At 70.2% G+C, this 24,229-nt stretch carries 21 protein-coding genes; 14 read left to right on the top strand and 7 right to left on the bottom strand.

Annotated elements, in window-relative coordinates; genetic code table 11:
* Positions 1 to 53 precede the first annotated feature (53 nt).
* The 6 genes from MYK68_RS11510 to MYK68_RS11485 all read left to right on the top strand — a co-directional run bounded on the left by MYK68_RS11510 (position 54) and on the right by MYK68_RS11485 (position 6,682).
* The gene (locus tag MYK68_RS11510; RefSeq protein ID WP_247863840.1) at positions 54 to 338 is read left to right on the top strand and encodes a YlxR family protein; all 285 of its coding nucleotides are present in this window, start codon (positions 54 to 56) and stop codon (positions 336 to 338) included.
* A 64-nt stretch (positions 339 to 402) separates the two neighbouring features.
* Positions 403 to 3,168 carry a translation initiation factor IF-2 gene (gene infB / locus MYK68_RS11505; protein WP_247863839.1) on the top strand — a complete coding sequence of 922 codons (2,766 nt, stop codon included), beginning with the start codon at positions 403 to 405 and terminating at the stop codon, positions 3,166 to 3,168.
* Positions 3,168 to 3,617 (top strand): 30S ribosome-binding factor RbfA, encoded by a 450-nt coding sequence (rbfA, locus tag MYK68_RS11500; RefSeq protein ID WP_247863838.1) that lies wholly within the window; start codon positions 3,168 to 3,170, stop codon positions 3,615 to 3,617. The genes infB and rbfA overlap by 1 nt, the downstream gene beginning before the upstream one ends.
* The gene (locus MYK68_RS11495) at positions 3,614 to 4,573 is read left to right on the top strand and encodes a DHH family phosphoesterase (RefSeq protein ID WP_247863837.1); all 960 of its coding nucleotides are present in this window, start codon (positions 3,614 to 3,616) and stop codon (positions 4,571 to 4,573) included. The genes rbfA and MYK68_RS11495 overlap by 4 nt, the downstream gene beginning before the upstream one ends.
* An 89-nt stretch (positions 4,574 to 4,662) precedes the next feature.
* Positions 4,663 to 5,880 carry an MATE family efflux transporter gene (locus MYK68_RS11490; RefSeq protein ID WP_247868028.1) on the top strand — a complete coding sequence of 406 codons (1,218 nt, stop codon included), beginning with the start codon at positions 4,663 to 4,665 and terminating at the stop codon, positions 5,878 to 5,880.
* Between the two features lie 25 nt (positions 5,881 to 5,905).
* The gene (locus MYK68_RS11485; RefSeq protein WP_247863836.1) at positions 5,906 to 6,682 is read left to right on the top strand and encodes an esterase/lipase family protein; all 777 of its coding nucleotides are present in this window, start codon (positions 5,906 to 5,908) and stop codon (positions 6,680 to 6,682) included.
* A 24-nt stretch (positions 6,683 to 6,706) separates the two neighbouring features.
* On the opposite strand, the gene MYK68_RS11480 is transcribed toward MYK68_RS11485, so the two are convergent.
* Together MYK68_RS11480 and MYK68_RS11475 are read right to left on the bottom strand one after the other, a co-directional pair.
* Positions 6,707 to 7,036 carry a GNAT family N-acetyltransferase gene (locus MYK68_RS11480; protein WP_247863835.1) on the bottom strand — a complete coding sequence of 110 codons (330 nt, stop codon included), beginning with the start codon at positions 7,034 to 7,036 and terminating at the stop codon, positions 6,707 to 6,709.
* Positions 7,037 to 7,081: 45 nt separating this feature from the next.
* The gene (locus MYK68_RS11475) at positions 7,082 to 8,284 is read right to left on the bottom strand and encodes an NAD(P)/FAD-dependent oxidoreductase (protein WP_247863834.1); all 1,203 of its coding nucleotides are present in this window, start codon (positions 8,282 to 8,284) and stop codon (positions 7,082 to 7,084) included.
* A 46-nt stretch (positions 8,285 to 8,330) separates the two neighbouring features.
* On the opposite strand from MYK68_RS11475, the gene MYK68_RS11470 reads away from it, so the two are divergent.
* The 4 genes from MYK68_RS11470 to truB all read left to right on the top strand — a co-directional run bounded on the left by MYK68_RS11470 (position 8,331) and on the right by truB (position 13,126).
* Positions 8,331 to 9,296, top strand: coding sequence for a metallophosphoesterase family protein (locus MYK68_RS11470; RefSeq protein ID WP_247863833.1), 966 nt, complete (start codon positions 8,331 to 8,333; stop codon positions 9,294 to 9,296).
* Between the two features lie 120 nt (positions 9,297 to 9,416).
* A complete protein-coding gene (locus MYK68_RS11465) occupies positions 9,417 to 10,100 on the top strand; it encodes a 4'-phosphopantetheinyl transferase family protein (RefSeq protein WP_247863832.1) in 684 nt (227 codons plus the stop codon).
* Between the two features lie 4 nt (positions 10,101 to 10,104).
* On the top strand, positions 10,105 to 12,195 hold the full coding sequence (locus MYK68_RS11460) for an acyltransferase family protein (RefSeq protein WP_247863831.1): 2,091 nt from the start codon (positions 10,105 to 10,107) through the stop codon (positions 12,193 to 12,195).
* A 31-nt stretch (positions 12,196 to 12,226) separates the two neighbouring features.
* On the top strand, positions 12,227 to 13,126 hold the full coding sequence (gene truB / locus MYK68_RS11455) for a tRNA pseudouridine(55) synthase TruB (protein ID WP_247863830.1): 900 nt from the start codon (positions 12,227 to 12,229) through the stop codon (positions 13,124 to 13,126).
* 36 nt (positions 13,127 to 13,162) lie between these two features.
* Here truB and MYK68_RS11450 read toward each other — a convergent pair whose 3' ends face one another.
* The gene (locus MYK68_RS11450) at positions 13,163 to 14,410 is read right to left on the bottom strand and encodes an alpha/beta hydrolase family protein (RefSeq protein WP_247863829.1); all 1,248 of its coding nucleotides are present in this window, start codon (positions 14,408 to 14,410) and stop codon (positions 13,163 to 13,165) included.
* Between the two features lie 95 nt (positions 14,411 to 14,505).
* Complete coding sequence (locus MYK68_RS11445; protein ID WP_247863828.1) at positions 14,506 to 15,189, bottom strand: metal-dependent transcriptional regulator; 684 nt, start codon at positions 15,187 to 15,189, stop codon at positions 14,506 to 14,508.
* A gap of 59 nt (positions 15,190 to 15,248) precedes the next feature.
* Here MYK68_RS11445 and MYK68_RS11440 point away from each other — a divergent pair, with 59 nt between their 5' ends.
* The 4 genes from MYK68_RS11440 (at position 15,249) to MYK68_RS11425 (ending at position 19,701) form a co-directional block, all read left to right on the top strand.
* Positions 15,249 to 16,214: a bifunctional riboflavin kinase/FAD synthetase gene (locus MYK68_RS11440; RefSeq protein ID WP_247863827.1), complete on the top strand. Its 966-nt coding sequence runs from the start codon at positions 15,249 to 15,251 to the stop codon at positions 16,212 to 16,214.
* Positions 16,215 to 16,389: 175 nt separating this feature from the next.
* Positions 16,390 to 16,659 carry a 30S ribosomal protein S15 gene (rpsO, locus tag MYK68_RS11435; protein ID WP_247863826.1) on the top strand — a complete coding sequence of 90 codons (270 nt, stop codon included), beginning with the start codon at positions 16,390 to 16,392 and terminating at the stop codon, positions 16,657 to 16,659.
* A gap of 138 nt (positions 16,660 to 16,797) precedes the next feature.
* Positions 16,798 to 17,100 carry a GlsB/YeaQ/YmgE family stress response membrane protein gene (locus MYK68_RS11430; protein ID WP_247863825.1) on the top strand — a complete coding sequence of 101 codons (303 nt, stop codon included), beginning with the start codon at positions 16,798 to 16,800 and terminating at the stop codon, positions 17,098 to 17,100.
* Positions 17,101 to 17,481: 381 nt separating this feature from the next.
* The gene (locus MYK68_RS11425) at positions 17,482 to 19,701 is read left to right on the top strand and encodes a polyribonucleotide nucleotidyltransferase (RefSeq protein WP_247863824.1); all 2,220 of its coding nucleotides are present in this window, start codon (positions 17,482 to 17,484) and stop codon (positions 19,699 to 19,701) included.
* An 81-nt stretch (positions 19,702 to 19,782) separates the two neighbouring features.
* On the opposite strand, the gene MYK68_RS11420 is transcribed toward MYK68_RS11425, so the two are convergent.
* The 3 genes from MYK68_RS11420 to MYK68_RS11410 all read right to left on the bottom strand — a co-directional run bounded on the left by MYK68_RS11420 (position 19,783) and on the right by MYK68_RS11410 (position 24,169).
* A complete protein-coding gene (locus MYK68_RS11420) occupies positions 19,783 to 20,229 on the bottom strand; it encodes a GNAT family N-acetyltransferase (protein WP_247868027.1) in 447 nt (148 codons plus the stop codon).
* A gap of 316 nt (positions 20,230 to 20,545) precedes the next feature.
* Entirely contained in the window at positions 20,546 to 22,582 is a 2,037-nt protein-coding gene (locus tag MYK68_RS11415) for a neutral/alkaline non-lysosomal ceramidase N-terminal domain-containing protein (RefSeq protein WP_247863823.1), read from the bottom strand.
* A 126-nt stretch (positions 22,583 to 22,708) separates the two neighbouring features.
* Positions 22,709 to 24,169 (bottom strand): MFS transporter, encoded by a 1,461-nt coding sequence (locus MYK68_RS11410; RefSeq protein WP_283255213.1) that lies wholly within the window; start codon positions 24,167 to 24,169, stop codon positions 22,709 to 22,711.
* Positions 24,170 to 24,229: the final 60 nt, after the last annotated feature.

Raw genomic sequence — 24,229 nt, 5'->3', positions numbered from 1 at the left:
TCCGCATGTGTCTGGGTTGTCGTGAACGCGGCCCGGTCACGGAATTGATCAGGGTGGCGGTGCGCGATGTGCCGGAGAGCGAGGCCCCGACGGGCGTCGTGCTGGCGATCGATCACCGGAGGAACCTGCCGGGACGAGGCGCCTGGCTGCACCCGACGCGGGACTGTGTGTCCGCGGCGGTGCGGCGGCAGGCATTCGGTCCGGCGCTCCGGGTGCGCGGACTGAAGGCGCACGCGGACGACTTCGCCGAGATTTTCGGCGAGGCCGCCATAGGGACTCCGCAGGAGTCAGGACAGGTGAGTAGAAGACATGAGCACACCGTGAAGTCGCCACGATGAGCACGTTGTTCAGTTAAACCGAGGCCGTAGCGGTTGCCCGCTCGGCCTCCAAGTGAGGAGAGCAGTGGCAGGCAAGGCCCGCGTCCACGAATTGGCCAAGGAACTCGGCGTCACCAGCAAGATCGTGCTGGAGCGTCTGAAGGATCAAGGCGAGTTCGTCAAATCTGCGTCGTCGACCGTCGAGGCCCCGGTGGCCCGTCGACTTCGCGAATCTTTCGCCCCCGCCGACGGCAAGCCCGAGGCGGCGGCACCCAGTCAGAAGCCGGCCGCGAGCAAGCCCGCGGCCAAGCCCGGTGCCGCGTCGTCGGCACCGAAGCCGGGCGGCCCGAAGCCCGGCGCCCGCACCGCCGCGGCCGCTCCGGCGGCCCCGGCTCCGGCGCAGCCCGCGGCCGCCAAGCCCGCGGCGACCAAGCCCGGTCCCAAGCCGGCCCCCGCGCCGGCTCCGGCCCCCGAGCGTCCGGCGGCGGCCACCCCGGCGGCCACCAAGCCCGCCGCGGCCGGTCCGCGTCCGGGTCCGCGCCCCGCACCGCGCCCGCCGCGCGTCGGTAACAACCCGTACTCGTCGGCTCCGGCCCCCGCGCCGCGCCCGCAGGGACCCCGTCCCGGCCCGGGCCAGGCCGGCCCGCGGCCCGGTGGTGGCCGTCCGGCCGCGGGCGGACGCCCGGGCGCCGGTGCCCCCCGGCCCAGCCCCGGCAGCATGCCCCCGCGCCCGAACCCGGGTGCGATGCCGCAGCGCGCGGCCCGTCCCGACGCCCGCCCGGGTGGTCGTGGCGGACCCGGCGGCGGTCGTCCCGGCGGTGGCGGCGGTTACCGCGGCGGTCCCGGTGGCGGCGGTGGCGGTGCTCCGGCCGCCGGCGGCGGCTTCCGCGGTCGTCCCGGTGGCGGCGGTGGCGGCGGACGTGGTCGCGGCGGTGCCGCGGGTGCGTTCGGCCGGCCCGGTGGCGCGCCCCGCAAGGGCCGCAAGTCGAAGCGGCAGAAGCGGCAAGAGTACGACTCGATGCAGGCACCGACGGTCGGCGGCGTCCGGCTGGTCAACGGCAACGGCGAGACCATCCGGCTCGCCCGCGGCGCCTCGCTGTCGGACTTCGCCGACAAGATCGGCGCCAACCCGGCATCGCTGGTCCAGGCCCTGTTCAACCTCGGCGAGATGGTCACGGCCACCGAGTCGGTGAACGACGAGACGCTGGAGCTGCTCGGCTCCGAGATGAACTACGTCGTCCAGGTCGTCAGCCCCGAGGACGAGGACCGCGAGCTCCTGGAGAGCTTCGACCTCACCTACGGCGAGGACGAGGGCGGCGAGGACGATCTCGCGCAGCGTCCGCCGGTGGTCACCGTCATGGGTCACGTCGACCACGGCAAGACCCGCCTGCTCGACACGATCCGCAAGGAGAACGTCGGCGAGGGCGAGGCCGGCGGCATCACCCAGCACATCGGTGCCTACCAGGTGATGACCGACCTCAACGGCGAAGAGCGTCTCATCACGTTCATCGACACCCCGGGTCACGAGGCGTTCACCGCCATGCGTGCCCGCGGCGCCAAGGCCACCGACATCGCGATCCTGGTGGTCGCGGCCGACGACGGCGTGATGCCGCAGACGGTCGAGGCGGTGAACCACGCCCAGGCCGCCGACGTGCCGGTGGTGGTCGCGGTCAACAAGATCGACAAGGAAGGCGCCGACCCGGCCAAGATCCGCGGTCAGCTCACCGAGTACGGCCTGGTTCCCGAGGAGTACGGCGGCGACACCATGTTCGTCGACATCTCGGCCAAGCAGGGCACCAACATCGACGCGCTGCTGGAGGCGGTCCTGCTGACCGCCGACGCCTCGCTCGACCTGCGCGCCAACCCGGACATGGACGCCCAGGGTGTCGCCATCGAGGCGCACCTCGACCGCGGCCGCGGTCCGGTGGCGACCGTGCTCATCCAGCGCGGCACCCTGCACGTCGGTGACTCGGTGGTCGCCGGCGACGCCTACGGCCGCGTCCGCCGCATGGTCGACGAGCACGGCGACGACGTCGAGGAGGCGCTGCCTTCGCGTCCGGTGCAGGTGATCGGCTTCACCTCTGTTCCGGGTGCCGGTGACAACGTGCTGGTCGTGGAGGAGGACCGGATCGCGCGGCAGATCGCGGATCGGCGTGCGGCGCGCAAGCGCAACGCGCTGGCCGCCCGCAGCCGCAAGCGGATCAGCCTCGAGGACCTGGATTCGGCGCTGAAGGAGACCAGCCAGCTGAACCTGATCCTCAAGGGCGACAACTCCGGTACGGTCGAGGCCCTCGAGGAGGCTCTCCTCGGGATCGAGATCGACGACGAGGTCTCGCTGCGCGTCATCGACCGCGGCGTCGGCGGCGTCACCGAGACCAACGTCAACCTGGCGTCGGCCTCGGATGCGATCATCATCGGCTTCAACGTCCGTGCCGAGGGCAAGGCGACCGAGCTGGCGAACCGCGAGGGCGTCGAGATCCGCTACTACTCGATCATCTACAAGGCGATCGAGGAGATCGAGGCGGCGCTCAAGGGCATGCTCAAGCCGATCTACGAAGAGGTCGAGCTGGGCCGCACCGAGATCCGCGCGATCTTCAAGTCGTCCAAGGTCGGCAACATCGCCGGCTGCATGGTCCAGTCGGGTGTGGTCCGCCGCAACGCCAAGGCGCGGCTGCTGCGTGACAACACCGTCGTCGCCGAGAATCTCACGGTCAGCTCGCTGCGCCGGGAGAAGGACGACGTCACCGAGGTCCGCGAGGGCTTCGAGTGCGGTCTCACGCTGACCTACTCCGACATCAAGATCGGCGACGTCATCGAGACGTACGAGATGGTGGAGAAGGCGCGAGACTGATGGTCGATCACGCACGAGCCGCACGGCTCGCGAAGCGGATCTCCACGATCGTCGCCTCGGCGATCGGCACCGAGATCAAGGATCCCCGGCTGGCTCATGTGACCATCACGGACTGCCGGGTCACCGGGGATCTGCACGACGCGACCGTCTTCTACACGGTGATGGGCTCGTCGGTCGACGACGAACCCGATGTGGCCGAAGCGGCGGCCGGGCTGGCCGCCGCGACCGGTGCCCTGCGCTCCCTGGTGGGCGCGGGCACCGGCGTGCGGTTCACGCCGACCCTGCGCTTCGAGCTGGACACCGTGCCGGACGCGACGCGGGCGATGGACGAGCTTCTCGCCCGGGCCCGCGCCCAGGACGAACTGGTGGCTCGCGCGGCCCGGGAGGCGAAGCCGGCCGGCGACGCCGATCCGTACCGCCACGAGGACGAGGACAGGGACACCGAGTGAATCCGGCGTCCGCCGCGGACATCGCCGGGGTGCTGAGCGCTGCGCGCACGGTGTCGATCATCAGCCACGTCCGCCCCGACGCCGACACCATCGGCAGCGCGCTCGCGCTGGGCCTGGCCCTGCGCGGGCGCGGGGCGGAGGTCGCCGTCTCGTTCTCCGGTCCCGAGGAGCTGCCGGGTACCCTGCGGCAGTTGCCCGGGTCGGAGCTGATCGTCGACGACGCCGCGCTGGCCCCGGCGCCGGTCACCGTCGCCGTCGATGCGGCCACCGTCGACCGGCTCGGCCGGCTGGCGCCGGTCTTCGGCGAGGCGGGGACTACGATCTGCATCGATCATCACGTGTCGAACGCCGGTTTCGCCGATCTCGACCTGATCGACGCGCAGTCCGACTGCACGGCGGTCCTGGTCCTCGAGGTGATCGACGCCCTGGGCGTCGACCTGACCTGCGACATCGCGACCTGCCTGTACGCGGGTCTGGTCACCGACACCGGCAGCTTCAAGTGGGCGCGCCCGGCGTCGTTCCGGGTGGCGGGCCGGCTCACCGAGGCCGGCGTCGACTCGGCCCGGTGGAGCCGCATCCTGATGGACTCGCATCCGTTCGGCTGGCTCGGTCTGATCTCGGGGGTGCTCGCCACCGCCGACCTCGATGAGGGTGCGTGCGGGGGAGCGGGTCTGGTGGTCGCCGTGGTCGGTGCCGAGCAGATGTCCGGCATGGATTGGGAGGACGGCGAGAGCATCGTCGACGTCGTGCGTACCGCGCGCGAGGCCGACGTGACCGCCGTGTTCAAGGAGGCCACGCCCGGCTACTGGAACGTCTCACTGCGCAGCAAGTCGCAGGTCGACCTGGTGCCGATCGCCCGCGGCCTCGGCGGCGGCGGGCACACCCGGGCGGCCGGCTACAGCGACACCGGCAGTGCCGCGGAGGTCGTCGCCCGGCTGCGTTCCGCGCTGGCGTGACAGCGTCCCCGCGCGGGGTGTCGGCGGCCGTCTTCGGCCGTCTCGCCGCGTCCGCGCTGGTGGTGCTGATCGCACCGCCGCTGTATCTGATGCTCGACCTGGCCGTGGTCGGGAGGCTCGGCGGTCACCAGCTGGCGGCCCTGGCCGTCGGGACCCTGGTGCTGTCGATCATCAGCACCCAGCTGACCTTCCTCTCGTACGGCACCACCGCCCGCTCGGCGCGGGCCTTCGGCGCCGGGGACCGGCGGGAGGCGGTCGGCGAGGGCGTGCAGGCCAGTTGGATCGCGGTCGGCGCGGGACTGCTGCTGATCGCCGCGGTCTATCCCAGCGCGCCGCATCTCCTGCGCGCGCTCGTGCCCGACCACGCAGTCGCGGCCGATGCGACGGGCTGGCTGCGGACCGCGATGTTCGGGGTGCCGCTGATCCTGCTGTCCATGGCCGGCAACGGCTGGATGCGCGGTGTGCAGGAGGCCCGGCGCCCGGTGGTGTACGTGGTGGCCGGCCTCGCGGTGTCGGCAGTGCTCTGCGTGCTGCTGGTTCACGGCCTGGCCGGTGCGCCGCGCCTGGGGCTGGAAGGCAGCGCGGTGTCGAACCTGGTGGGGCAGGGGCTCACCGGACTGCTGTTCGCCGGGCACCTGATCCGGGAGTCGCGCGGGCGGTTGCGCCCGGTCTGGCGGGTGGTCCGCGCGCAGCTGACCATGGCGCGCGACCTGATCCTGCGCAGCGTGTCGTTCCAGGTGTGCTTCGTGTCCGCGGCGGCGGTCGCCGCCCGGTTCGGGGTGGCGCAAGTCGCCGCGCACCAGCTGGTGCTCCAGCTCTGGGAGTTCATCTCGCTGCTGCTCGATTCGCTGGCGATCGCCGCCCAGCAGCTGGTCGGGGCGGCGCTCGGGGCGAAGGCGTTCGCGGCCGCCCGGGCCGACGCGCGGCGGGCCACCGGTCTCTCCCTCGGACTGTCGGTGCTGGTCGCGGCGGTTTTCGCGGCCGGCGCGGGCCTGATCCCGCGGATCTTCACGGCCGATTCGGCGATCTTGCACGCGGTCGTCACGCCGTGGTGGTTCCTGGTCGCCATGCTGCCGGTCGCCGGCATCGTCTTCGCACTCGACGGCGTGCTGCTGGGGGCGGGCGACGTCGCGTTTCTGCGGACGGCCACCCTGCTCGGCGCACTCCTCGGTTTTCTGCCGCTGATCTGGCTCTCACTCGCCTTCGACTGGGGTCTGGCGGGGATCTGGGCCGGGCTGTGCGTGTTCATGCTCGCCCGGCTGGGTGCGGTCGCCTGGCGTGTCCGGTCGGGGTCGTGGGCGCGCTGAAAGTTCTTTAGGCTACCCTTATCGGGTGCCGAAGAAGACTCTCCTCACCCTGGCCTGCGCCGTCGCCGCCGCGGGCACCGCTCTCACCGTCGCCGCACCCGCCTCGGCCGCACCGGCCACGACCCGCGTGATCCTCACGCCCGGTCAGTCGCTGGGCGGAGTCTCGCTGGCCCCGATGTACAGGCGGATGGCCGACGATCTCACCGCGCGCGGGTATCCGACGACGGTGGTCGACGTGATGGGCACCGATCTGCGCCATGACGCGACCGTCATCGGCGATGCCGTCGACAAGGTGCATCGCGAGCACCCGCACGACAAGATCGCCCTCGTCGCCCACAGCGTCAGCGGTATCAGCGCGCGCTGGTACCTCAAGGAGCAGGGCGGACACGACAAGGTGGCGACCTACGTCGCCATCGGGACCGCGCAGTACGGGTCACCGGCGTCGTGCACGGCCGACATCGCGAAAGAGAACTGCCCGAACACCCCGTTCATCAACACCCTGAACGCCGGCGACGACACGCCCGGCGACACCGCATACTACGGCATCCGCAGCACCCGCGAGTTCGCCGACGGCCACCTCGACGGAGGACAGTGCCGGGTGACGCCGATCCCGGAGCTCAAGCCGGTGCCCGCGGACTACCAGCACACCGTGGAACCGCTGAACGCCGACGTCTGGGACGCGGTCGCCGCGTCGCTGGCCGGCAAGTGCGAGGGCAAGTTCGTCGACGATCCGGACGGCGTGCTCACCGGCCGCGGATCGATGCTGCCGGACGCCCCGTACTACCGCGAGTACCGCGGCTGACGCCTCGCGTCCCGCGGTACCGCGTCAGCCGGCGATGACCGAGCGGTACTGCGGGAAGCGCTCGACGAACTTCTGCACGTAGGTGCACACCGGCCGCACGGTGACACCGCGGGCCGCGGCATCGTCGAGCACCTCGTGCACCAGGAGACGCGCGAAACCGGCGTGGCCGAACTTCTCGGTGACCACCGTGTGCAGCAGCACCAGGTGCCCGTCGGCGTCGCGCTCGTAGCCTTCGACGCCGACCAGCTCGTCGCCGGACCAGAGTTCGTACCGGTCGCGGTCGGGATTGTCCCGCAACCGCGGCGTCGGCTCCAGAGTGACGGTGGGCGGCGGGACCGGGTTCTCGGAAGTCATGCGCTCCACGGTAACCCCGGGATGCCCGCGCCGGGCGCCGACGCGCTACACCGCGTCGAGCGGTACCTCCGGGTCGGTGAGCCGGTCGGGGGACACCGGGCGCCCGCTCGTGATCAGCTCGGCGATCGCCTCGCCGTCGTCCCAGAGGTTCACATTCATCCCGGCGAGCACCCGGGAGTCGTCGTCGAGCCAGAACGCGAGGAACTTCAGGGCGCCGGTGTCGCCGCGGATCACCACCCGGTCCTTTCCGGAGGCGTGGCCGCGATATTCCATCCCGAAGTCGTACTGGTCGGTGAAGAAGTACGGCAGCCGGTCGTAGGTCTCGTCGTGCCCGAGCGCATTGGCCGCGGCCACGGCGGGCTGGTTGAGCGCGGTGGCCCAGTGCTCCACCCGGAGGCGGCCGAACAGCGGATGCTCCTGATTCGCGATGTCCCCGACGGCGAAGATGTTCGGGTCCGATGTGCGCAGTCCGCCGTCGACGTCCACCCCGTTGCTCACCGACAGGCCGGCGTCGGTGGCGAGGGCGACCTCCGGGACGGCGCCGATCCCGACCAGGATCACGTCTGCCGCCAGCGACGTGCCGTCGTCGGTGACCACCGTGCCGCCGGGTGCGTCGCCGACCGCGATGCTGTCGACCCCGGTATCGAGCCGCAGGTCGACGCCGTGGCCCCGATGCAGATCGGCGATCACCTCGGCGACCCGGTCGCCGAGGATCCCGGCCAGCGGCAGCGGCTGCGGTTCGATGACGGTGACCTCGGTGCCGGCCTGCAGGGCGGTGGCGGCCACCTCCAGGCCGATCCATCCGGCGCCGACCACCACCAGGCGTCTGCCGTCACCGAGGTAGGTGCGCAGCCGCTCGGAGTCGTCGAGTGTCCGGAGATAGGCGACGTCCGGGTCGCCGAGGAAGCGGCGGGGCGACGAGCCGGTGGCGAGGATCAGCTTGTCGTAGTGGAGCGCGGAACCGTCGTCGAGGATGACGAAGCGGCCGTCGCGGTCGATCTTGGTGGCGCGGACACCGGTGTGCACGTCGACCCGGTGCCGGGCGTACCAGTCGCCGTCGTGCGGGAAGACCGACGATCGCTCGGCCTTGCCGGCCAGGAAGTCCTTGGAGAGCGGCGGTCGTTCGTAGGGGAGATGATGTTCGGCGGCGACCACCGAGATCGCGCCGTCGAACCCTCGCTCCCGGAGCGCTTCAGCGGACTTCGCCGCGGCCAGACCGCCACCGATGATCACCATTGAGCCGTCCATGAACCCACGCTACGCGCGATCGCGGGCTCTGGCAGCATGGCATCTCATGGCGACACTCTGGGCGATCAGCGATCTGCACGTGGCGCACCGGGGCAACGAGCACATCGTCGATGCGATCCGGCCGAGCGATCCGGGGGACTGGCTGATCGCGGCCGGGGACGTGTCCGAGCGCACCGACGACATCATCGACACGCTGCGGCGGCTCAAGGCGCGCTTCCAGACGGTCGTCTGGGTGCCGGGCAACCACGAGCTGTACACCACCAGCAAGGACCCGCTGCAGATCTTCGGCGTCGCCCGGTACGACTACCTGGTGCAGGCCTGCCGGGACATCGGGGTGATCACCCCGGAGGACCGCTATCCGCTGTTCGATCCGGGCGACGGCCTGCCGCCGGTTCGCGTGGTGCCGATGTTCCTCCTGTACGACTACACCTTCCGCCCCGAGGGCACCGCTACGGCGTTGCAGGCACTCGCGCTGGCGCGGGAACGCAATGTCGTCGCCACCGACGAGTTCCTGCTCTCACCCGAACCGTTCGGGACCCGCGATGCGTGGGGCCGGGCGCGGGTGGCGGCGACGCGGGAGCGGCTGGAGGCCCTCGATCCGGCCGAGAAGACCATCCTGATCAACCACTGGCCGCTGCGCCGCGAGCCCTGCGATGCGCTGATGTACCCGGAGTTCGCGCTCTGGTGCGGCACCGAGGAGACCGCCGACTGGCACACCCGCTTCCACGCGGAGGTCTGCGTCTACGGGCATCTGCACATCCCGCGCACCACCTGGTACGACGACGTGCGCTTCGAGGAGGTGTCGGTCGGTTACCCGCGCGAGTGGAAGCGCCGCGGCCTGCCCGAGCCGCTGCTGCGGCAGATCTATCCCGGCGACGGCACCGTCGCGGCCGACCTGCACGAGACCGGGGTGCGGTTCACGCTGCCTCCGGACTACGAAGAGCGGGCCCGCGAGTTCCGCGAGCGGGTCGAGAAAGTGCGGGAGCGCCGTGCGCAGCGCCGGGCCGACTGAGCGCTGAGGAACACCTCACACGCGCCGCGCCGATTGGCCGTCTCCGCCCGTCGGCTGGCACCATGGTGGGCGCTGATGTATCGGCCGATATATCGCCGACGGTCACGAGGAGGTGACGCGATGATCGAGCTGCTGTTTCCCCGCGGTGTCGGCACCGCGGAATCCTTCGGCGATCCCGACGACGCCGTGCTGCTGCCCGCGGAGGAATCGCTGGTGTCGCGCGCGGTGGAGAAACGCCGCCGCGAGGTCACCACCGCCCGGCACTGCGGGCGCACCGCCCTGAGCCGCATCGGTGTGGGGCCGGAACCGATCCTGCGCGGCGAGCGTGGGATGCCGCTGTGGCCGTCGAACGTGGTCGGCAGCCTGACCCACTGCGACGGCTACCGTGCCGCCGCCGTCGCCTACGCGATGCAGGTCCGGTCGATCGGGATCGACGCCGAACCGCACGCGGCGCTGCCCGACGGCGTCCTCGACCACACCAGCCTCGCCGCCGAACGCGAGGTGCTCGCCGGCCGCTCGGGCGACCTGCACTGGGACCGGCTGCTGTTCTGCGCCAAGGAGGCCACCTACAAGGCGTGGTTCCCGCTCACCCGGCGCTGGCTCGGTTTCGAGGACGCGCACATCACCTTCACCCGCGACGCCGCCACCGCGGCTCCGGACGGCGAGACGGTGGCCGCCGGGACGTTCACCTCGCAGATTCTGATCGACCCGGCCACGCTCGACGGCGGTGCACCGCTGCTCACCCTGCCCGGTCGCTGGCTGATCGCCGATGGGCTGATCCTGACGACGATTGCGCTGGTCTGAGGAGATGACGACGGCCGACTCCGAGGTGCTCGCCTCGCCCAACGCCAACGCGCCCGGGCGCCGCCGCGACGTCGAAGGCCTGCGCGGTGTGGCGATCATGCTGGTGGTCGTCTTCCACATCTGGGTCGGCACGGTCTCCGGCGGCGTCGACGCCTTCCTCTTCATCTCCGGCTTCTTCCTGATCCCGTCGCTCATCCGCGGGCAGACCGGCGCCGATCCGGTGAACAATCCGCTGCCGCGGCTGTGGCGGGTGCTCAAACGCCTGTGGATCCCGATGGCGCTCACCGTCGCGGTGACGGTGCTGGCCACCTGGTACATCTATCCGTCGTCGCGCCGCGCCGAGACGCTGGGCGGGGCACTCTGGTCCGATCTGTTCGTCGAGAACTGGGCGCTCGGGCTGTCCGGTCACACCTACGCCGACGCGACCAGTCTGCCGTCGCCGTTCCAGCATCTGTGGTCCCTCGCGGTGCAGGCGCAGATCTTCGTGATCCTGATCGGCGGCATCACGCTGCTCGGGCTCGGGTTGCGGACGCTGGCCCGCCGCACCCGGCTGCTCGCCCCCGAGCGCGTCCGGCCGGTGCTGATCGGCATCGTCGCGGTTCTCACGATCGCCTCGTTCGGATACGCGACGTTCATCGGCTCGGCCGACCAGTCGGTGAACTACTACAACACCTTCTCGCGCTTCTGGGAGATCGCGCTCGGCGGTCTCGTCGGACTCGCCGCCGCCCGGCTCGTGGTGCCCGCGCGGCTGCGCTGGCTCGCCGGTCTGGCCGGGATCACCATGCTGGCGGTCACCGGCCTGCTGGTCGACGGCGCGACGTCGTTCCCCGGGCCCGCCGCCATGCTGCCGGTCGGCGGCACCGTCCTGGTCTTCCTCGCCGGGACCGGCGCGGGCAGTCCGGTCACCCGGGCGCTGAGCACGCGGCCGATGGTCTACCTCGGCTCGATCGCCTACCACCTGTACCTGTGGCACTGGCCGCTGCTGATGATGTTCCTGGTCTACCGCGACTTCCACGGGACACCGGTGAAGCACGTCAGCCTGCTGCAAGGGCTGACGGTGATCGCGGTGTCGTTGCTGCTGGCCGTCGCCTCGGACTGGCTACTGAAGCCCGACTCGCCGGTGCGGCGCCTGCGCGTCCGGGTGCCGCTGGTGCTGGCGGGCACCGTCGCCGCCCTGGTCGTCGCGATCCAGGCGGCGACGTCGACCACCCCGGCTCCGGTGGCCCAGGACATCGACTGGAGTCTGCACCCGGGAGCCGCGGCGTCGATGGGTGCCGCGACCCCGCCCGGCGTCGCCTTCATCCCGAAGGTGGAGGCCTCGCGCGCCGATCAGGCCCAGACCGGCAAGGACGGCTGTGCCAACGACGGCTACACCAAGTCCGACCTGGTGATCTGCGACTACGGTGCGCCGCGTGAGCCGGGGCGCCCGGTGCTCGCCCTGGTCGGCGGGTCGCACGCGGACCACTACCTGCCGGCGCTCGACCTGATCGGCAAGGAGCACGACTTCACCGTCGAGACCGTGCTGATCGTGAACTGCTCGCTGGCCGCGGGCCCGCACGCCGACGAGTCCACCGACCGGCCGCTGTGCCGCGACTGGCAGAAGAAGGCGATGGCGCACGTGCTGGAGACCCGGCCGGATGCCGTCTTCACCACGTCGACCCGGCCGGCCGCGAACAACGCCAAGGGCGACGAGACCCCGCAGTGGTACATCGACGCCTTCCGGACGTTCTCGGATGCGCACATCCCGGTGGTCGGCGTGCGCGATCTGCCGTGGCTGAAGGGCCCGGACGGCACCTTCCGGGAACCCTTCGACTGCATGGCGGTGAAGAAGGACCCGGTCGCGTGCGGCGTGAAGCGCGCCGACGCGCTCTTGCCGGTCGACCCCGCGCAGGCCGCCGTCGGCGGTCTGCCCGGCGTGACGCTCCTCGACTTCAACGATCTCAACTGCGGCCCGGTCGACTGCCCGGTGGTGATCGGCAACGTGCTGGTCTACCGGGACGCCCATCACTTCACCAAGACCTTCATGCTCACCATGACCCCGTTCATCGAGCGGGAACTCGGGCCCGCGCTCGGCTGGTGGCCCGCCCGGCATTAGCCGCCGGCGCCCGGCTTGGCACTATTGAGCAATGGCCGATTCCTCGATCGAGAACGCCGGACTCCTCGTCATCGACAAGGCGGCGGGCATGACCAGCCACGACGTCGTCAAAGAGTGCCGCAAGGCGTTCAGCACGCGCCGTGTCGGCCACGCCGGCACCCTCGACCCGATGGCGACGGGGGTGCTGGTGATCGGCATCGAACGGGCCACCAAGCTGCTCGGCCTGCTCTCGCTGACCACCAAGAGCTATCGCGCGACCATCCGCCTCGGCGCCGCCACCACCACCGACGACGCCGAGGGCGAGGTGACCTCGTCGGCCGATGCCTCGGGTGTCACCGACCAGCAGCTGCGCGACGGCGTCGCGGCGCTCACCGGCGACCTGCAGCAGGTGCCCGCGACGGTGAGCGCCATCAAGGTCGACGGCAAGCGGGCGCACGCGCTGGCCCGCGACGGCGAGGAGTTCGAGCTCGCCGCGCGCCCGGTGACCGTCGACCGCTTCGAGATCCTCGGCATCACCCGCGCGGGCGACACCGTGGACCTCGACGTCGAGGTGGACTGCTCGTCGGGCACGTACATCCGGTCCCTGGCCCGCGACCTGGGCGCGGCGCTCGGCGTCGGCGGCCATCTCACCGCACTGCGACGGACCGCGGTGGGACCGTTCACGCTGGCACACGCCCGGACGCTTGATGAGGTGATCGCGCAGCCGGGCGTCAGCCTCGGGATCGATGCGGCGGCCAAGCTGTGCTTCCCGCACCGCGACATCTCCGACGACGACGCCGAGTCGATCAGCCAGGGCCGCTGGCTGGAGCCGATCGGCCTGCGCGGGATCTACACCGTCGTCGATCCGGCGGGCCAGGCCATCGCCCTGGTGCAGGAGAAGGGCCGCCGCGCCGCATCGGTCATGGTCGTGCGACCGGCCACCCTCCGCTGAACGCGGAGAGTGGCCGGAGGCGGGTAGCGGATCGGGTCAGCGCAGGATACGCGCCAGCCACGGGGTGGAGTCGGGCATCGAGGCGAGCACGGTGCCCGAATGGTCCTCGGTCGGGTAGACGTGCAGCGTCACCGGCTGGTTGTTGGCCTTCATCTGCGCGTAGAGCGAGAGCGCCGAGGGGGCCGGGACATCCGCGTCCTTGAGGCCCTGGCCGAGGAAGATCGGCCGGTCATAGCCCTTGTACGGGGTCAGCATGTACGCGTGGATCGCCGGGGAGAGCCCTGGGACGGACTGCAGCGGCCGGGAGAACCAGGTCCGCACGTCGTCGCCGGCCAGCTTCTGCTTGAGGATCGGATAGCACAGCGTGCGGCCCATCTCTAGGCGCTGCTTGCCCTTCGCGTTCAGGGCATTGGTCAGATGCAGGTCGGGCCGGGCGTTGTTCAGGCCCGCCAGGATGTAGGCGGTGTAGGCGTTCAGCGAGCCTGGGAGCTTGAAGGGCGGCACGGCCGGGCCCATCTGCTCGTACAGGTATTCCAGGTTCGCCGGAATGCCGGTGGCGACCACGCCGCGGTAGTCCAGGCCGCGGCCGCGGCTGAACTCCGTCGCGTAGCGCGCGCCGTTCAGCGCGGCGGCCGCACCCTGCGACTGGCCGATGATGGCCCAGCGCTTGGCGAGCTTGGCGCCGGCCGGCAGCTGCAGCTGGTGCGCCGACACCGTGGCGGCGACGATGGCGTGCGCCGCCGTCTTGCCGTCGAGGTAGGCCATCAGGCCGGGGGTGCCCAGCCCGACGTAGTCGGCCGCGACCACCGCGTAGCCCTGGTCCAGCCAGTGGCCGAGGTACTTGACGTCACGCTCGCTGCGCGGATGGGCCGACGGCGTGCAGTCGTCGGCCATGCCGACGGTGCCGTGCGCCCAGGAGATCACCGGCCAGCCGCCGGCCGGCGCCTTGCCGCGGGGCAGGAAGACCGCGCCCGTGCTGGTCGCCATCTTGCCGTGCTGATTCTTGGCCGAGAACTGCACGCGGTAGGCGTGGCTCGCGGCCGGCAGGGTCAGCGACGGATCCAGCGGCACCTGTGCGATCAGCTGACCCTCCCGCGCGGGAATCGGGCCCGAGTAATCGGTCACGTCGAGACCGGACCACTCGGGAACACCGATGGACACCACGTCGTCGGCGCGCGCCGGCGCGGCGTCGGTGAGCGTGAACGCCGCCAGTGTCACCGTCACGGCGGCGGCCGTCGCGGTCAGGAATCTTCGGCTGCGGGAGAAAGCACCTGAGGGAATCATGAGCAGAAATTAGCAGCACGCTGTGACGCCTATCGCCGCTCGGCGAGCGTTGCCCCAGGAAGCCGGAAAAGATGGCACGGGATGCGCGAAAGCTGTCACGGGATGTCGAGAAAGATCGCCCGCGCGGCGACGTCCCCGAGGTGAATGGGCGCCGAATCGTCGACGCAGATGGTGATGGTCCCGGCGAAGGGCCGTTTGTCGGTCACCGTGACGCGGCGGTCGAGATCGACGCCGATCTCCTCGAAATACCGCAGCATGGCGGGGTCGGTGTCGGAGATCCGGGTGATCACCGCGGACTGGCCGACGTCCAGGCTATCGAGACCGCGTGACCCGGCGTTCGGGACCCGCCCGTCCGGCTGCGGGATCGGGTCGCCGTGCGGATCCCGCTGCGGAAAGCCGAGTTTCGCGTCGATCCGCGCCATCAGCCGGTCGGAGACCGCGTGTTCCAGGATCTCCGCCTCGTCGTGCACCTCGTCCCAGCCGTAGCCGAGTTCGCGGACCAGGAAGGTCTCCAGGAGCCGGTGGCGGCGCACCATGCCGATCGCGGCGGCGCGGCCGTCGTCGGTCAGCGAGACCGATCCGTAACGCTCGTGTTCCACCAGTCCCTGGTCGGCCAGCTTGCGGATGCCTTCCGAGGCGGTGGACGGGGAGACGCCGAGCTTCTCGGCCAGCAGCTTGGTGGTGACCTTGACCTCGTTCCACTCCTGGGACGTCCAGATCACCTTCAGGTAGTCCTGGGTCACCGACGTGAGGTCACCGACCGGTCGTGAGTGGGGCATAGGTGAAGCTTACTGGGACACCGGAGAGACGCCCGGGCGGCGGGTCGTACCCTGATGAGGTGTTGCGTTGGCGAGGGTTGGAGAACGTGCCTCCGGGCTGGGGGCGCTGCGTGGTCACCATCGGGGTCTTCGACGGTGTGCATCGGGGCCATGCCCAGCTGGTGGCGGCGGCTACTCGCGCCGCCGCCGAGCGGGGCATCCCCTCGGTGCTGATGACCTTCGATCCGCATCCGTCCGAGGTGGTGCGCCCCGGGACGCATCCGCCGCAGCTGTCGACGCTGGACCGGCGCGCCGAGATCGCCCAGGAGATGGGCATCGACGTCTTCTGCGTCCTTCCGTTCACCCCGACGCTCGCGGCGCAGTCGCCCGAGGAGTTCGTGCACGAGGTCCTGGTGGAGCAGCTGCACGCCGCCGAGGTGGTCGTCGGCGACAACTTCACCTTCGGGCACAAGGCCGCCGGGACCGTCGAACGCCTGCGGGAACTCGGCGCGCGTTTCGGCTTCGAGGTGACCGCGGTGTCGCTGTTCGGCGAGCACGCCGTCACCTTCTCCTCCACCTACATCCGATCGTGTGTGGCGGCCGGGGACGTGGAACTGGCGACCGATGCCCTGGGGCGGCCGCATCGCGTCGAGGGGGTCGTGGTGCACGGCGAGAAGCGCGGCCGCGACCTCGGTTTCCCGACCGCCAACGTCTCGGCCACGACGCATGCCGCGGTCCCCGGCGACGGCGTGTACGCGGCGTGGTTCACCATCGCGCGCAGCGGACGCGAACCCGAGGGCATGGTGATCGGCCGGCGTTACCCGGCCGCGGTCTCGGTCGGTACCAACCCCACCTTCGCCGGGCGCGAGCGCACCATCGAGGCCTACGTGCTCGACGTCGACGCCGACCTCTACGGCCAGCACGTCGCCGTCGACTTCGTCAGCCGGATCCGCGGTATGGAGAGCTACGACAGCCTGGATTCGCTGATCGCCGCGATCTCCGACGACGTCGACCGCACCCGGGTGATCCTCGGCGACGAGGAGTGAGCGAGAGCTGCCGCGGCCCGATTCGCCGCGGCCCGATTCGCTCGGCCGCGCCGGGTCCGGTAGCCTAGAGCGCTGGTGCTTGCTGCGGTCCGTGGCGGCGCACCCTCCGTGGGTACGGAGTCCCCGGGTCCGGGGAACACGATGAGCACGGCACTGAAAAACAAGGAGTTCTTCCATGGCGTTGACCGCTGAGCAGAAGAAGGTCATTCTCGACGAGTACGGCGTGCACGAGGGTGACACCGGTTCGCCGGAGGCCCAGATCGCGCTGCTGACCAAGCGCATCCAGGATCTGACCGAGCACCTCAAGTTCCACAAGCACGATCACCACAGCCGTCGCGGCCTGCTGCTGCTGGTCGGCCGTCGCCGCCGCCTGCTGAAGTACCTGCAGAGCGTCGACATCAACCGTTACCGCTCGCTGATCGAGCGTCTCGGCCTGCGCCGCTGAGCGCAGTCACGACCGAGTAGCAAGGCCGCTCCACCATGACGGTGGGGCGGCCTTCTTCGTCCGGTTTCGGACGTGCTGTTCGTGTGACACGGTGGAGAGGTGACTCTCGAGACACGAGAGCACAACGGAGGGAGTGTCATGATCATCGCGGCAACCCAGGTCCTCGCCGCCGAGTGGACCACCTCGGTCGGCTGGATCGGCTACATCATCATCGGAGCGATCGCCGGCTGGATCGCGGGCAAGATCGTCGAAGGCAGCGGTGCCGGGATCCTGATGAACATCGTCATCGGCATCGTCGGAGCCTTGATCGGCGGCTTTCTTCTCAGTCTGGTCGGTGTCGACGTCGCCGGCGGCGGCTGGTGGTTCACCCTGTTCACGGCGATACTCGGAGCGGTCATCCTCTTGCTGATCGTGGGGCTGGTCACCAAGAAGAGTTCGTGACGATCGGCGCCACGGCCGTCCCGCGCAACGGTGGGGCGGCCGTCGTCGGGTGGCCGTGTGGCGGAGTTTCTGGGCGCGCCGATCGCGAAATGGCACCGACGCGGCTAGAATGGTCGCCGAATGCTGCATTGCGTGCAGTGCGGCTGTCGTGTAGTCAGACCGGTCCTCGGTAGTGGCTGCCGGAATCATCAGAGAATTCCGGCAGCTTCGATCGAAGGCCGTCTCCACCGCGGAGGGCGTGAGCCCGACGGTGCGGTGCGCGTACGGCCATGCCTCACCGCAGTCAGTGTTCCCGGTGCCCGCATCCGCGTGGCGCCTGCTGCTGCATACCCGCGGACGGCTCCGGCCGGTCCGCGCCACGAAGGGATTGACAACACATCCATGACTGATGTCATCGAAGAATTCGACGAGACCATCACCGAGGTCTCCTGCGTGATCGACAACGGCGAGTTCGGGAAGCGGACCCTCCGCTTCGAGACCGGCCGGCTGGCTCTGCAGGCCGCGGGCTCGGTCGTCGCCTACCTGGACGAGGGCACCATGATCCTCTCCACCACCACCGCCTCGAAGAACCCGAAGGACCACTTCGACTTCTTCCCGCTCACCGTCGACGTCGAGGAGCGGATGTATGCCGCGGGCCGGATCCCCGGCTCGTTCTTCCGCCGCGAGGGCCGCCCGTCCACCGACGCGATCCTCACCTGCCGCCTGATCGACCGGCCGCTGCGCCCGTCGTTCGTCGACGGCCTGCGCAACGAGATCCAGGTGGTCGAGACCATCCTGTCGCTCGACCCGAAGGACCTGTACGACGTCGTGGCCATCAACGCCGCGTCCGCGTCGACCCAGATCGCCGGTCTGCCGTTCTCCGGCCCGGTCGGCGGCGTGCGCGTCGCGCTGATCGGCACCCAGTGGGTGGCGTTCCCGACCGTCGAGCAGCTCGAGGGCGCCGTCTTCGACATGGTCGTCGCCGGCCGCGTCACCGACGCGGGTGACGTCGCCATCATGATGGTCGAGGCCGAGGCCACCGAGAACGTGCTCGCGCTGATCGAGGGCGGTGCCACCGCGCCGAGCGAGGCCGTCGTCGCCGAGGGCCTGGAGGCCGCCAAGCCGTTCATCGCGCAGCTGTGCGAGGCGCAGAAGCAGCTGGCCGCGGCCTCCGCCAAGGAGACCCGCGACTTCCCGCTGTTCCCGGCCTACCAGGACGACGCGTTCGCCGCGGTCTCGGAGTTCGCCTCCGACCGGCTGGCGCAGGTGCTGGCCATCGCCGGGAAGCAGGAGCGCGACGAGGCCACCGACGCTCTCAAGGCGGACGTGCTCGCCGAGCTGGGCGAGCGTTTCGCCGGCCGGGAGAGCGAGATCGGCGCGGCCTTCCGCTCGCTGACCAAGAAGCTGGTCCGCCAGCGCATCCTGACCGACCACTTCCGCATCGACGGCCGCGGCATCACCGACATCCGTGAGCTGTCGGCCGAGGTGAGCATCGTGCCGCGTGCCCACGGCTCGGCGCTGTTCGAGCGCGGTGAGACCCAGATCCTGGGCATCACCACTCTCGACATGGTCAAGATGGCCCAGCAGATCGATTCGCTCGGCCCGGAGACCTCCAAGCGCTACATGCACCACTACAACTTCCCGCCGTACTCGACCGGTGAGACCGGCCGCGTCGGCTCGCCGAAGCGCCGCGAGATCGGCCACGGCGCCCTCGCCGAGCGGGCCCTGGTGCCGGTGCTGCCGAGCGTCGAGGAGTTCCCGTACGCGATCCGTCAGGTCTCCGAGGCGCTGGGCTCCAACGGCTCCACCTCGATGGGCTCGGTCTGCGCATCGACCCTGTCGATGCTGAACGCCGGTGTGCCGCTGAAGGCCCCGGTCGCCGGTATCGCGATGGGTCTGGTGTCCGACGAGGTCACCATCGACGGCAAGAGCGAGACCCGCTACGTCGCGCTGACCGACATCCTCGGCGCCGAGGATGCCTTCGGTGACATGGACTTCAAGGTCGCCGGCACCAAGGACTTCGTGACGGCCCTGCAGCTCGACACCAAGCTCGACGGCATCCCCTCGCAGGTGCTCGCCGGTGCGCTCAGCCAGGCCAAGCAGGCCCGCCTGACCATCCTCGACGTGCTCGCCGAGGCGATCGATGAGCCGGACGAGATGAGCCCGTACGCGCCGCGGATCACCACCATCAAGATTCCGATGGACAAGATCGGCGAGCTGATCGGCCCCAAGGGCAAGACGATCAACGGCATCACCGAGGAGACCGGCGCCAACATCTCGATCGAGGACGACGGCACCGTGTTCATCGGCGCCGCCAACGGCGAGGCCGCGCAGGCCGCGATCGACAAGGTCAACGCCATCGCCAACCCGCAGCTGCCCAAGGTGGGCGAGCGCTTCCTGGGCACGGTCGTCAAGACCGCCGCCTTCGGCGCCTTCGTCTCGCTGCTCCCGGGCCGCGACGGCCTGGTCCACATCAGCAAGCTGGGCAACGGCAAGCGGATCGGCAAGGTCGAGGACGTGGTGAAGGTGGGCGACAAGCTCCAGGTGGAGATCGCCGACATCGACGAGCGCGGCAAGATCAGCCTCGTCCCGGTGCAGGCGGAGACCGCCGCCGCCGAGTAGGCATCAGCAGACGGCACGGCGGCCCGTCACCCGTTTCGGGTGGCGGGCCGCCGTCGTCTCCGTCTCTGCCGGTATACGCCGTCAGAGATCACGCAGGTAGAGGAGCATGCGATAGTCGTTGCCGGGCTCGATGTTGACGAACCCGTGCCGTTCGTAGAAGCGGCGCGTGTCGTGGTCGATCTCGTCGACGTTGATGTGCAGACCACCGCCTCGGCGCCGTCGTACCTCGTCGATCACCGCGTTGAGCAGTTCCGAGCCGATACCCCGGTCCCGGAGGGCGGGAGCCACGTACAACTCGTCGAGGACCGCCAGCGGCCCGTCGTAGTAGATGGTCGGGCGCAGGGTCACGGTTCCGAAACCCGTGGCCGCGCCTGCGGATTCCGCGAGGACCGCGAATCCGTCCTCATCCGCGAGCAGCAGCGCGTACCGGCGGGCGAGAACATCGATGTCAGCCGGCTCCGCGCCGAACTCGGTGTCGAACGCGTCCTGGAGCCGGGCGAGGAGCGCGGCGTCGCCGACGGTGGCCATACGTGTCGTCACACCACCTACGTTAGGGCGCTGGCGTCGTCGACCACTGCTGTCTGGTGGCTGCTCAGTAGCCGTCGGACAGCAGTCTTGGCCCGGGGACGACGGTGGGCTGGTGTCAGGCCAAGCGCCGGTGCCCATCGGTATGGACATCCAGCCGCTTGCGCGCCGCGGTTTGAGCCCGGACGACTTGTCGAGGAACCGGGTCGCTCTGTTGTCGGCGTCATTCACGTCGATCTGGTCGCGCTTCATAGTTCCGCCGCGCACCTGCGGCAGGCGAGCGGACTCGCACCGATCGTCTGCGGGCGGCCGGGACAGGTCAGGCGACGTCGATCGGGCCCGAGTTGCCGCTGAACCCGGTGAGCGCGCCGGTCGGCGACTTCGCATCGCCGTAGTAGCGCACCCGGTAGCGGCCGCGCGCGTTCTGCGGGATACGCCAGGTGACGGTCGCCTTCGACGCCGAGGCGCCGACGCGCTCCCACGCGAGTTCGGTGGACTCGTGGTCGTCGTCGTACGCGACCTGCCAGCCGGTGGGGGTCTGCTTCTCGACGGCGTAGTAGCCGACCGTGTTCGGGCCGCGGCGGATCTTGTTGGTGGGGTAGGCGCCGCAGAAGGCGACGGTGACGGTCGATCCGGCCTTCGCCGCTCGGGGGACCTTCGACACGGTCTGCCCGAAGCGCGTGCCGGGCAGCGGGGTGTCGGCCGGCTGGGTGCCGAGCAGATCGGGCTGCAGTCCGGCGCGGTCGGCCGGGCGCGCCTCGCCGCGCAGCCGGGTGCCACGGGCCATGGCGCGGGCCATCTTGTCGAACTCCTGCATGTACGCGCACAGCGTCCAGCGCCCGAACATCGTCTCGCCGCCCTCGTACTGCTGCGAGGCGTACTCCTCGGGCGTCGTCGTGTACTGGCTGTATCCGTTCGAATAGCCTTGCAGCAGAACGTTTTCCAGCGGCACCTTCAGCGCGTCGGCGACGATCCGCCGCACCCGGAGACCGGCGACGATGGTGCTCTCCGTCGGCATGGCGGCCAGCACCAGATCGCCGATCCGGATCAGCTGGATCGGGAGGGTCTGCTCGATCCAGGGGCGCGGGGGCAGCATGCCGAGCGGGAACAGCTCGGCCTTGGGCGCCTGCGCGTAGACCATCCACGGCTCGGGGGTGGGGACGGCGGTGGCGCCGAGAGCGACGGTCAGCTCGTTCCGCATCCCCTCGTGCAGGATCGAGAGCTGGCTGCGAGTGTTGTCCTCCATGCTGGTCGCCGCGGCGGCCATTCCCATCATCGCCGGGGTGGTGCGCGCGGCCTTCCCATTGGGTGTGTAGTGGCCGTCGATGTGCATGTCGGCCAGGTTGAGATACTTGGTGGCGCAGTCGATGCCGCCGCGCAACGGCCGTGCACCGGCGAGTGCGTTCTGGCCGGCGCGGTCCTGGCGCTGCCCGATCAGGATGCGGTTGGTCCGGTGGTTCGCTGTCGGCCCGCCCGGGTGCATCTTGCGCAGCCACAGGTTCGGCGTCATGTCACCGGCGTTGGTCTGCGCGTGCGCGGTGACCACGTGCGGATCGCGTTGTTCGGCCAGATACGCCGCGTAGCCCTTGTTGTCCGGGCCGATCAGGAAGTTGGCGTCGGTGAGCGACGTGCCGTGCGTGGCGAACCAGATGATCTCGCCGATCGTCTGCCCGCCGCGCCGCAGCCGGATGGCCGTCACCTGCGGATCGATGTGCTGCGGGAAGTGCTTGCGGTCGGGTTCGGGATTCATCGCGAACGCCGGCATCGAGCGGTTGGCGCTCGCGTTGTGGAGTTCGGCGAAGCCCAGTTCGACGGTGCCCGGGCCCAGGCTGCGGTGCGCCTGATCGACGGCGTCGAGCAGCCCCGCCATCTCGGCGACGAGCGAATTGTGCCGGTGTCCCTTCGCGGCCAGGGTGTACGCGTAGTCCCACGACGTGCCGCCGCACGAGTTGTGGTTGTGCGTCGCGTTCAGGTTGACGTTGTGTTCGTCGTACAGATGGCCGTAGCGCTTGCGCAGTTCGGCGAGCAGCAGATTGTGGTGCGAGGTGAAGATGCACGCGATGTCGGCGGTGATGAACAGGACCCGCTTGCCGGTCGCCGCGTCGGCGATCACGTACGCGCGCGCCCAGGTCCGCTGCAACAGACCTTCCGCGACCTGTTCCATGTCGGAGTAGCCCATCATGCCCTGGCCGGCGATGGCCCCGGTCATGTCGCCCTTGCCGGCGCCGACCAGATAGCCGCTCCCGCCCGGGGCCGCGGTGGCGGGCGACGAGGCCCCGGCGATGCCGAGGGCGCCCACCCCCGCGGCGGTGACGGCGGCGGCCTGCAGCAGGTTTCGGCGTGAGATGTCGGCCATGGTTGCTCCCCGAGCTAGAACGTGTGGCAATTCGCTGTACGTTAACTCACGAGTAGCGATAAGACGAGACCCGGGTCACCCATTCGGGTGACCCGGGTCTCGTCGAGGAAGCGCGGACGGCGGCGGTCAGGCGGCGGTGACGGCGTCCTGGAGTTCCTGGGGAGCGAGTCGGCGGCCGCGCAGCGGATAGACGAAGGCCGCCAGGACGGCGCCGATCGCTGCCGCCACCGCACCGACGATGAAGCACAGCTGGAAGCTGCCGAGGGTCGGCACCTCGTGGCCGCCGAGATCCATGGTCCGGCTGGTCATCACGACGGCCATCACCGCACCGGAGACGGTGGTGCCGATGGACCGGGCCAGGCCGTTGACGCCGACGCTCGCTCCGGCTTCGGCCGGCGGCACGTTCTCCAGGATCAGGGTCGGCATGGCGGCGTAGCCGATGCCCACGCCGGCGAAGCCGACGCAGGTGGCGATCAGCAACTGCCACGGGGCGCCGGTGAGGAAGATCGCGAGTACGTAGCCGACGGCGAGGACCAGTCCGCTCAGGGTGAGCGTGAGACGTCCGCCGATGGTCGACAGCAACTTGCTCGACACGGGAGCGAACAGCAGCATCATCAGGCCGCTCGGCGCCATCCAGAGGCCCGCCTGCAGAATGCTCCGGCCGAGACCGTATCCGGTGGCCTCGGGCATTTCGAGGAGTTGCGGCACGACGATGGCCTGCGCCATCATGCCGAACCCGATGAGAACGGCGGCGAGGTTGGTCATCAGGACCGGCCGGCGCGCCATGGTCCGCAGGTCGACCAGCGGATCGTCGAGGCGCGTCTCGAACACGCCCCAGAGCACCAGCACCGCCAGACCTCCGAAGATCGCGCCGAGCGTGGTCGCCGACGTCCAGCCCCAGTCCTGCCCCTTGGAGATGCCGACCAGGAAGGCGACGAGACCGATGGCGAGGCCGATGGCGCCGAGCCAGTCGAGATGCGCGTCCTGCGCGTCGTGCACGTGTGGCAGGAAGAGCAGCGACAGGACGACCATCACCGCGGCGAAGCCCAGCGAGACCCAGAACAGGATGTGCCAGTCGCGGCCATCGGCCAGCCAGGCGGCCAGCGGGAGGCCGAGTGCGCCGCCGACGCCGAGCATGGCGCTGATCGACGCGACCGCGGTGTTCACCAGGTGGAGCGGGGTCACCTCGCGAACGAAGCTGATCGCGACCGGGATGTAGCCCATCGCCATCCCCTGCAGGACCCGCCCGACGAGCATCGGGGCGAGCGTGTCCGAGAGCGCACAGATCAGGGAGCCGACCAGCAGTACGACGCTCAGCGCGACCAGGACCGGCTTCTTGCCGAAGATGTCGGCGAGGCGGCCGGCCACCGGCATCGCCACGGCACCGCCGAGCAGTGTCGCCGTCAGCACCCAGGAGGCGTTGGCCGGGCTGGTGTTCAGGAGGCCGGGGAGCTCGAGCTGGATGGGGAGCACCAGCGACTGCATCAGCGAGACGAACAGGCTGGACACACCGAGCGTGATCACGATGACGATGGGGTTCACCGGCGTGCCGGCTCGTGGCCGCACGTCTGGGTCGGGGATGTTCACGTGAGAAATCCTTTGCATGAATGAGGTGTGCAAACTACACAGCGACGATTGTGTAGATTA

It is taken from the genome of Gordonia sp. PP30, from assembly GCF_023100845.1.
GTDB lineage: Bacteria > Actinomycetota > Actinomycetes > Mycobacteriales > Mycobacteriaceae > Gordonia.
Note: the sequence above shows the minus strand (reverse complement) of the source record. Positions and strands in the feature narration are given on the sequence as shown.